Genomic DNA, 9659 nt, shown 5'->3' with positions numbered 1-9659 from the left:
GAATCGTGGAGAACTTGATCGCGCTGCTCATCGCGGCGCCTCTACTGGGAGCAGCGGTCCTCCTCTGCGGGGGCCGCCGGCTCGACCGCGTGGGCCACTGGCTCGGCACGCTGCTGGCCGCGGCGTCGTTCGTGATCGGCGTGGTGCTGTTCAGCGACATGCTCGGCAAGAGCGGTGACGGACGCACGCTGCACCAGCATCTCTTCAGCTGGGTCCCCGTCGAGAGCTTCCAGGCGGACATCGCCTTCCAGCTCGACCAGCTGTCGATGACCTTCGTCCTGCTGATCACCGGTGTGGGCACGCTGATCCACATCTACTCGATCGGGTACATGGAGCACGACGAGCGGCGGCGCCGTTTCTTCGGCTATCTGAACCTGTTCCTGGCGGCGATGCTGCTGCTGGTCCTCGCCGACAACTACCTCCTGCTGTACTTCGGCTGGGAGGGCGTCGGTCTCGCCTCGTACCTGCTCATCGGGTTCTGGCAGCACAAGCCCAGCGCGGCCACCGCCGCCAAGAAGGCCTTCCTGGTCAACCGCGTCGGCGACATGGGTCTGTCGATCGCGATCATGCTGATGTTCACCACCTTCGGGACCTTCGCCTTCGGACCGGTCCTCGGCTCCACCGGGGACGCCACCGAGGGGAAGATGACGGCGATCGGGCTGATGCTGCTGCTCGCCGCGTGCGGCAAGTCGGCGCAGGTGCCGCTCCAGTCCTGGCTCGGTGACGCGATGGAGGGCCCGACCCCGGTCTCGGCCCTGATCCACGCGGCCACGATGGTGACCGCGGGCGTGTATCTGATCACCCGGTCCGGGGCCATCTTCAATGCCGCACCGGACGCCCAGACGGTGGTCGTGGTGGTCGGCGCGGTGACGCTCCTCTTCGGTGCCATCGTCGGTTGCGCGAAGGACGACATCAAGAAGGCCCTCGCGGGCTCGACGATGTCGCAGATCGGCTACATGATCCTGGCGGCGGGCCTCGGCCCGATCGGCTACGTGTTCGCGATCATGCACCTGGTGACGCACGGCTTCTTCAAGGCCGGGCTCTTCCTCGGCGCCGGTTCGGTCATGCACGGCATGAACGACGAGGTCGACATGCGGAAGTACGGCGGCCTGCGGAAGTACATGCCGGTCACCTTCGTGACCTTCGGTCTCGGCTATCTGGCGATCATCGGCTTCCCCGGTCTCTCCGGTTTCTTCTCCAAGGACCTGATCATTGAGGCGGCCTTCGCCAAGGGCGGCACCCAGGGCTGGATCCTCGGCTCCGTCACCCTGCTCGGCGCGGCGATCACCGCGTTCTACATGACCCGGGTGATGCTGCTGACCTTCTTCGGTGAGAAGCGCTGGCAGTCGGACGCAGCGTCTGACAGCGGCTCCGCCGCGGGCGGGCACGAGCCGCATCCGCACGAGTCCCCGAAGTCCATGACCATCCCGATGATCATCCTGGCCTTCGGCTCGGTCTTCGCTGGCGGGTTCTTCGCCATCGGCGAGCGGTTCGTGCACTGGCTGGAGCCGGTCACGGGATACCACCACGGGGAACCGCCGATCAGCGCGGCCGCCGTCACCGGGGCCACCATGGTCGTCCTGGTGATCGGGGTGGCGCTGGCCTGGGTGATGTACGGACGCCGGCCGGTCCCGGTGACCGCCCCGCGCGGCTCGCTGCTCACCCGGGCCGCCCGCCGCGATCTGCTCCAGGACGACTTCAACCATGTGGTCCTGGTCCGCGGCGGCGAGCACCTCACCCGCTCCCTGGTCTATGTCGACCACACCCTGGTCGACGGAGTGGTCAACGGCACCGCGGCGTCGTTCGGCGGGCTCTCCGGCCGGCTGCGCAAGCTGCAGAACGGCTACGCCCGCACTTATGCGGTCTCGATGTTCGGAGGTACGGCAGTGCTCATCGCCGCGACCCTGCTGATGAGGGCGGTGTAACCGGATATGTCGTTCCCTCTTCTGACGGCGACGGCGGTGCTGCCCGCGGTCGGCGCGATCGCCACGGCGGCCGTCCCGGCCGCCCGGCGCACCGCCGCCAAGTGGCTGGCGCTGGTCTTCTCGCTCGCCACCCTGGTGCTGGCCGCCCTGGTCGTGGTCCGCTTCGAGCCGGGCGGCGCCCGGTATCAGCTCACCGAGTCGCATGCCTGGATCTCCGACTTCGGGGTGCGGTACGAGCTGGGCGTGGACGGTATCGGGGTGGCGCTCCTCGCCCTGACCGCGCTGCTGATCCCGTTCGTGATCCTGGCCGGCTGGCATGACGCCGACCCGCTGGAGGACTCCCGGCCGAACCGCCGCTGGCGGCCGACCCAGGGCTTCTTCGCGCTGATCCTGATGGTCGAGGCGATGGTGATCCTCTCCTTCGAGGCCACCGATGTCTTCCTCTTCTACATCCTCTTCGAAGCCATGCTCATCCCGATGTACTTCCTCATCGGCGGCTTCGGGGACCGTGCCGCACCCGCCCAGTTCGCCGCCACCACGGCGGGCGGCGGGGACGAGGCGGCGGCGACGCAGCGTTCGTACGCGGCGGTCAAGTTCCTCCTCTACAACCTGGTCGGCGGCCTGATCATGCTGGCCGCGGTGATCGGGCTCTATGTCGTGGCGGGGACGTTCTCCCTTTCCGAGATCGCCGAGGCACGGGCCAGCGGTTCGCTGTCGATGGCCACCAGCACGGAGCGATGGCTCTTCCTCGGCTTCTTCTTCGCGTTCGCGGTAAAGGCGCCGCTGTGGCCGCTGCACACCTGGCTGCCCAACGCCATGGGCGAGGCCACCGCGCCCGTCGCCGTACTGATCACCGCGGTGGTCGACAAGGTCGGCACCTTCGCGATGCTGCGCTTCTGCCTCCAGCTCTTCCCGGAGGCGTCCAAGTGGGCCACCCCGGCGATCCTGGTGCTGGCGCTGGTCAGCATCGTCTACGGAGCACTGCTCGCGGTCGGCCAGCGCGACATCAAGCGGCTGATCGCGTACGCGTCGATCTCGCACTTCGGCTTCATCATCATGGGCATCTTCGCGATGACCAGCCAGGGCCAGTCGGGCGCCACGCTCTACATGGTCAACCACGGGATCTCGACGGCCGCGCTGATGCTGGTGGCCGGCTTCCTGATCACCCGGCGCGGCTCGCGGCTCATCGCGGACTACGGCGGGGTGCAGAAGGTCGCCCCGGTTCTCGCGGGCACGTTCCTGATCGGCGGTCTGGCCACTCTCTCGCTGCCGGGGCTCTCCCCGTTCGTGAGTGAGTTCCTGGTCCTGGTCGGCACCTTCAGCAGATATCCGGTGGTCGGCATCATCGCCACCATCGGCATCGTGCTCGCCGCGCTCTATGTCCTCGTGCTCTACCAGCGCACGATGACCGGGCCGGTGAAGGCCGAGGTCAGGACCATGCCCGATCTGAGGGTCCGGGAGCTGGTGGTCGTCGCCCCGCTGATCGCGCTGCTGCTCTTCCTGGGCGTCTATCCGAAGCCGCTCACCGAGATCGTCAACCCGGCGGTGGAGCACACGATGTCCGACGTACAGCAGACCGACCCCAAGCCCGAGGTGGAGGCCGCCCCGTGAGTGCGACAGCCGTCCACAGCCTGTGGACAACGACGGCGGCCGACGGGATCGACAAGATCCCGGCCCCGAACATCGAATACGCGCAGCTGGCGCCGACCCTGATCGTGGCGGGCGCCGCCGTCCTGGGGATCCTGATCGAGGCGTTCCTCCCCCGTAAGGCGCGCTACCACGCGCAGCTCTTCCTCTCCGTCGTCGCCCTGGCCGCCGCCTTCGCGGCGGTGGTCGCCCTGGCGGCCGGCGGATACGGCACCTCGAAGAAGCACATCGCGGCCATGGGCGCCATCGCCATCGACGGCCCGACGCTCTTCCTCCAGGGCACGATCCTGCTGGCCTCGGTCGTGGCCGTGTTCACCTTCGCCGAGCGCCGGCTCGATCCGGAGTCCCACGGCAACCGGATCGACTCCTTCGTCGCGCAGGCCGCGGCCGTGCCCGGCAGCGAGAGCGAGAAGGCCGCGGTCAGGGCCGGGTTCACCACCACCGAGGTGTTCCCGCTGGCCCTGTTCGCCGTCGCGGGCATGCTGGTCTTCCCGGCGGCCAACGATCTGCTGACGCTCTTCATCGCGCTGGAAGTCTTCTCGCTGCCGCTCTATCTCCTCTGCGCCCTCGCCCGCCGCAAGCGGCTGATGTCGCAGGAGGCCGCGGTCAAGTACTTCCTGCTGGGTGCCTTCTCGTCGGCCTTCCTGCTCTTCGGGATCGCTCTGCTCTACGGGTACGCGGGCTCCGTGTCGTACGCGCGCATCGCGGAGGTCGTCGACGGCACCGTCCAGAACGTCAGCCCGGCGCTCGCGGACACCATGGGCAATGACGCGCTGCTGCTCATCGGCGGCGCGCTGATCCTGATGGGGCTGCTCTTCAAGGTCGGCGCGGTGCCGTTCCACATGTGGACGCCGGATGTCTACCAGGGCGCTCCCACCCCCGTCACCGGCTTCATGGCCGCGGCGACCAAGGTGGCGGCCTTCGGCGCGCTGCTGCGGCTGCTCTATGTCGTCCTGCCGGGGCTGCGCTGGGACTGGCGGCCGGTCATGTGGGCCGTCGTCATCGTCACCATGCTGGGCGGTGCGATCGTCGCGATCACCCAGACCGACATCAAGCGGCTGCTGGCGTACTCCTCGATCGCGCACGCGGGCTTCATCCTGGCCGGTGTGATCGCCGCGACGCCCGAGGGCATCTCGTCCGTCCTCTTCTATCTGGGGGCGTACTCCTTCGTCACGATCGGCGCTTTCGCGGTCGTCACGCTGGTACGGGACGCGGGCGGCGAGGCGACGCATCTGTCCAAGTGGGCCGGGCTCGGGCGGCGTTCGCCGCTGGTGGCCGCGGTCTTCGCGGTCTTTCTGCTCGCCTTCGCCGGTATCCCGCTGACCTCGGGCTTCTCCGGGAAGTTCGCGGTGTTCAAGGCGGCGGCCGACGGAGGCGCGGGCGCGCTGGTGGTGGTCGGTGTGATCGCCTCGGCGATCGCGGCGTTCTTCTACATCCGGGTCATCGTGCTGATGTTCTTCAGCGAGCCGAAGCCCGAGGGCCCGACGGTCGCGGTGCCCTCGGCGCTGACGACGATGGCGATCGGTATCGGTGTGGTCGTCACGCTGGTGCTCGGTGTGGCTCCGCAGTACTTCCTGGACCTGGCGAGCCAGGCCGGGGGCTTTGTGCGCTAGGTCCTGTCCGGTCGCACGGGCGCGCGTCTGCGCCTCCGTCCGGTGTGCCCGTACGTATATATACGACAGAGCCCGGCACCTCATCGAGGTGCCGGGCCCTGTGCGTGGGGCATCGTCCGTGGGTCATCCGGAGACGATCCGGCCCGTCACCTCGCCGAGCCCGACCCGGGTGCCGTCGGGGCCCGGGGCCCAGGCCGTCAGGGTGACCTCGTCGCCGTCCTCCAGGAACGTCCGCTTGCCGTCGGGCAGTTCGAGCGGCTCGGTGCCGTTCCAGGTGAGTTCGAGGAGGGAGCCGCGCTCCTCCCGGGCCGGGCCGCTGACCGTACCGGACGCGAAGAGGTCGCCCGTACGCAGCGAGGCGCCGTTGATCGTCATATGGGCCAACTGCTGGGCCGCCGTCCAGTACATCGACGAGAACGGCGGCTCCGAGATCACCTGGCCGTTGAGTGACACCGTGATCCGCAGATCGAAGCCGCCCGGCTCCTCGTCGTCCGCGTCGTCCAGATAGGGGAGCAGCGCCTCGGTACGGACCGGGGGCGCCACCCTGGCCGCGTCCAGGGCCTCCAGCGGGGTCACCCAGGCCGAGACGGACGTGGCGAAGGACTTCCCGAGGAACGGGCCGAGCGGTACGTACTCCCACGCCTGGATGTCGCGTGCCGACCAGTCGTTGAGGAGGGAGAGCCCGAAGACATGGTCGCGGAAGGAGGCCGGCTCCACCGCCGTGCCGCGCGCCGAGGGCGTACCGACGACAAAGCCGACCTCCGCCTCGATGTCGAGCTTGCCGGTGGGCCCGAAGACGGGTGCCGGGTCGGAGGGCGCCTTGCGCTGGCCCGAGGGGCGCACCACATCCGTACCGGAGACGACGACCGTGCCGGCCCGGCCGTGGTAACCGATCGGAAGATGCTTCCAGTTGGGGGTCAGCGCGGCACCGTCGGGCCGGAAGATCCGGCCCACATTGGTGGCGTGGTGCTCGCTCGCGTAGAAGTCGACATAGTCCGCGACCTCGTACGGCAGATGCAGGGTGACGGCGCCGAGCGGATGGAGCAGGGGCTCTATGTCCGCCCGGTGCGCCGGGACGGTGACCCACGCGGTCAGGGCCCGGCGTACATCGCGCCAGGCCGTGCGCCCGGCGGCCATCAGGGGGTTGAGGCTCGGCCGGTCCAGCAGCGCCGCGTACGGGGAGCCCAGGGCCTTCGCCGCCGCTCCCGCGTCGAGCACCTGATCGCCGATACGGACACCCAGCCGTCGGCGGTCGGGCTCGTCGGCCGTGGAGAAGACTCCGTACGGCAGGTTGTGCGGGCCGAAGGGGTCGCCCTCGGCCGGTACGAGCGGGCTCTGCTCGGGCATGGGTGCTGCCTCGCTTTCCGGGTCGATGCAGGACACGTTACGTCGACGTTGCCCCGCCGCGGCACCGGCGAAAAGTCCGCTTCGACCCAAAAGTGCGAGGTGTTCCCGATGGTCCGGCGACCGTACCCGCGGTAGCCCCGAACCGGCGCCGTCCGGGTGCCCGTCCGGGGGCTTTCCGGGGCTCACGGACCTGCCTTCGCGCACCGGAGCGGCGCTGGTGTCGCCAGATGGCGGCCGCCCCCTGTTCGCCCGGCCGTCGGCCGCCGTTCCGGACAGAACGGCCGCGCCCGGTCGTATGGCCGATCCCGAACATACCGGCGGTGCCGGGAAGGCGCCCATGGTGATCGAAAGGCGACCGGATACGCTGACTTGAGTGATGACAGCGACACATCGACAATCCGTGTGATCGTCAGCAGACAGGAGTACCTCTCGTGACCGTCGTCGAGCCGTTCGGGCTGAGCGTGCGGGGCCAGGCTCTTGAGGCCGATGTCCAGACCGGACTGGCGGCTGTCGAGGCGGGGCTGCTCAAAGCCACCAAGAGCGAGGTGCCCTTCATCACGGAGGCCGCTCAGCATCTGGTACGGGCCGGCGGCAAACGGTTCAGGCCGCTCCTGGTGATGCTCGCGGCCCAGTTCGGTGACCCGTACGCGCCCGGGATCGTGCCCGCGGCCGTGGTCGTCGAGCTGACCCATCTCGCGACGCTGTACCACGACGACGTGATGGACGAGGCGGAGGTCCGCCGCGGGGTGGACAGCGCCAACGCCCGCTGGGGCAATTCGGCCGCGGTCCTCACGGGTGACTTTCTCTTCGCCCGTGCCTCGCACATCGTGGCCGACCTGGGCCCCGAGGCCGTCCGTATCCAGGCGGAGGCGTTCGAACGGCTGGTGACGGGCCAGATCCTGGAGACGGCGGGACCGCGCGACGGACGGGATCCGGTCGATCACTATCTCGATGTCATCGGCGGCAAGACGGGCTCCCTGATCGCCGTCTCCGGCCGGTTCGGCGCGATGATGTCCGGCGCGGACGAGGCCGTCGTCGACATCCTGACGCAGTACGGTGAGCGGCTCGGCGTCGCCTTCCAGCTCGCCGACGACGTCCTCGACATCGGCAGCGACACGCACGAGTCGGGCAAGACACCCGGTACGGACCTGCGCGAGGGCGTCGCGACGCTGCCGGTGCTGCTGCTGCGCGCGCAGGCCGAGGCGCACGGACTCCCGGACGATCTCGCGCTGGTCGAACTCCTGGACGGCGATCTGGCGGACGACGCGCGGCACGCGGAGGTGCTGCGCCGGCTGCGCGCGCATCCGGCGCTGGAGCAGGCCCGGCGTGACACCGTGCGGTACGCGGAGGAGGCACGGTCGACGCTGACGCCGCTGCCGGAGTGCTACGCGAAGTCGGCGCTGGTGGAGCTCTGCGACGCGGTGGTCCACCGCGCGGGCTGACGGCTGCCGGCTCGGGCTGACGGCTCGGGCTGATGGCCCCGGGCCGCGGTAGGACGAAGGCCCGGCCGCGGTCCGGGGCGCCCCGGACCGCCCTCCTCCACGACGGTCCCCCGGATGGGCTGACGGCCCGTCATCACTCATGTGGTGGCGGTGAGCGCCGCCGCCGGTGCGTTCCCCGGCCGCCCCCGAGCGGATCAACGGGCCTCCCCCTACTGGGCAGGGGAGGCATCTCGTCCGAATGTCATCCCAGAGCAGTAGGGGAAGTTGCACCCGGGGTCTGACGCTTACGCCGGGCCGATTTGGTCAGATGGACAACACCACTCCTGACCAATTCGGGTGAGAATGGCGGCGCGGAGTGGACATGTGCAGAGGACGGAAGGCCGCCGACCACGGAGGTAGGGCACACATGGCACCGAACGACAGCGCACAGATCACCGAGGAGGACAGGGAGCCTCGCGCGGGCCGTCGTCTGGCGGCGCGCTACGCGGTCCCTGCCGCGGTGGCGGGAGTGGCTGCGGCGACCATCGGGCTCGTCCCGGCACTGGCCGCGACCGGAGATCCCGAGCTGCCGAAGATCAGCGCGGAGGAGCTCATCGAGAAGATCGCCGCGTCGGACACCGAGCAGCTCTCGGGCTCGGTGAAGATCAGCACGGATCTGGGGCTCCCCTCGCTGGGCGGCCTCGGGGGCGCGGCGGGCAGCGCGCTCACCCCCAAGGGCGGCGCGGGGGCGAGCGGTTCCACCGCGGACCCGAACGCCAAGCTGATGGAGCTGACCTCCGGCACGCACACACTGCGGGTCGCGGCGGACGGTCCCGACAAGCAGCGGCTCTCGATCCAGGACGACGCCGCCGAGTACAGCCTGATCCGCAACGGCGACGAGGTCTGGGCGTACGACAGCGCCTCCAACGAGGCGTACCACGCGGCCTCCCCGAAGAACGGCGAGAAGGGCAAGCACGAGCGGACCGAGAAGGGGGCCGGGGCCAAGGGCGCGCCGGCCACCCCTCAGGACTTCGCCCGGGAGGCGCTGAAGGCCTCGGCCGACACCACCTCGGTGACGGTCGACGGCACGTCCCGGATCGCCGGGCGCGACGCCTACCAGCTCCTGATCAAGCCCAAGCAGACCGGTTCGACGGTCGGCTCGATCAAGATCGCGGTCGACGCCGAGACCGGCACCCCGCTCAAGTTCACGCTCACGCCGAGCAGTGGCGGCAAGGCCGTGGTCGACATCGGCTTCACCAAGGTCGACTTCGCCAAGCCCGCCGCCTCGGCCTTCGACTTCACGCCCCCCAAGGGCACGAAGGTGACGCGGGCCGAGGACAACAAGGCGCCGGAGATCCCCAAGGCGGACACGGGTGCCTTCGCGGAGTCCGGCGGTCAGAAGGTCATCGGCAAGGGCTGGAACGCCGTCTACGAGCTGACGACTCCGGGAGGCGCGGACCTGCCCTCGGCGACGTCGGGCGATCTGCCGGCCGAGGCGCAGTCGTTCCTCGACGCGCTGGGCGACAAGGCCACGGGCAAGTTCGGCTCGGGCACCGTCTACAAGACCCGTCTCGTCAATGCGCTGTTGACGGACGACGGAAAGGTCTACGTCGGCGCCGTGACGAAGGACGTGCTGGTCAAGGCGGCCAACGAGGCCAAGTGACGCGCTAGCGGACCGCCCCGTCGTACGTCATGTGCGGCGGGGC

At 69.6% G+C, this 9659-nt stretch carries 6 protein-coding genes; 5 read left to right on the top strand and 1 reads right to left on the bottom strand.

Features of this window, described 5'->3' with window-relative positions; genetic code table 11:
- Positions 1-5 precede the first annotated feature (5 nt).
- The 3 genes from nuoL to nuoN are packed head-to-tail and all read left to right on the top strand — an operon-like array spanning position 6 to position 5185.
- Positions 6-1925, top strand: coding sequence for an NADH-quinone oxidoreductase subunit L (nuoL, locus tag OG214_RS16310; protein WP_405985135.1), 1920 nt, complete (start codon positions 6-8; stop codon positions 1923-1925).
- A 6-nt stretch (positions 1926-1931) separates the two neighbouring features.
- A complete protein-coding gene (locus OG214_RS16305; protein WP_405985134.1) occupies positions 1932-3536 on the top strand; it encodes an NADH-quinone oxidoreductase subunit M in 1605 nt (534 codons plus the stop codon).
- Positions 3533-5185 (top strand): NADH-quinone oxidoreductase subunit NuoN, encoded by a 1653-nt coding sequence (nuoN, locus tag OG214_RS16300; RefSeq protein ID WP_363079075.1) that lies wholly within the window; start codon positions 3533-3535, stop codon positions 5183-5185. Before OG214_RS16305 ends, nuoN begins: the two co-directional genes overlap by 4 nt.
- A gap of 123 nt (positions 5186-5308) precedes the next feature.
- Here the strand turns inward: nuoN and fahA are convergent, their stop codons facing one another.
- Entirely contained in the window at positions 5309-6532 is a 1224-nt protein-coding gene (gene fahA, locus OG214_RS16295) for a fumarylacetoacetase (RefSeq protein WP_405985133.1), read from the bottom strand.
- Between the two features lie 431 nt (positions 6533-6963).
- On the opposite strand from fahA, the gene OG214_RS16290 reads away from it, so the two are divergent.
- Together OG214_RS16290 and OG214_RS16285 are read left to right on the top strand one after the other, a co-directional pair.
- A complete protein-coding gene (locus OG214_RS16290; RefSeq protein WP_363079073.1) occupies positions 6964-7974 on the top strand; it encodes a polyprenyl synthetase family protein in 1011 nt (336 codons plus the stop codon).
- 406 nt (positions 7975-8380) lie between these two features.
- Positions 8381-9616 carry a LolA family protein gene (locus OG214_RS16285; RefSeq protein WP_405985132.1) on the top strand — a complete coding sequence of 412 codons (1236 nt, stop codon included), beginning with the start codon at positions 8381-8383 and terminating at the stop codon, positions 9614-9616.
- Positions 9617-9659 lie beyond the last annotated feature (43 nt).

It is taken from the genome of Streptomyces sp. NBC_00872 (assembly GCF_045161915.1).
In the GTDB taxonomy this organism is placed as follows: Bacteria; Actinomycetota; Actinomycetes; order Streptomycetales; family Streptomycetaceae; genus Streptomyces.
Note: the sequence above shows the minus strand (reverse complement) of the source record. Positions and strands in the feature narration are given on the sequence as shown.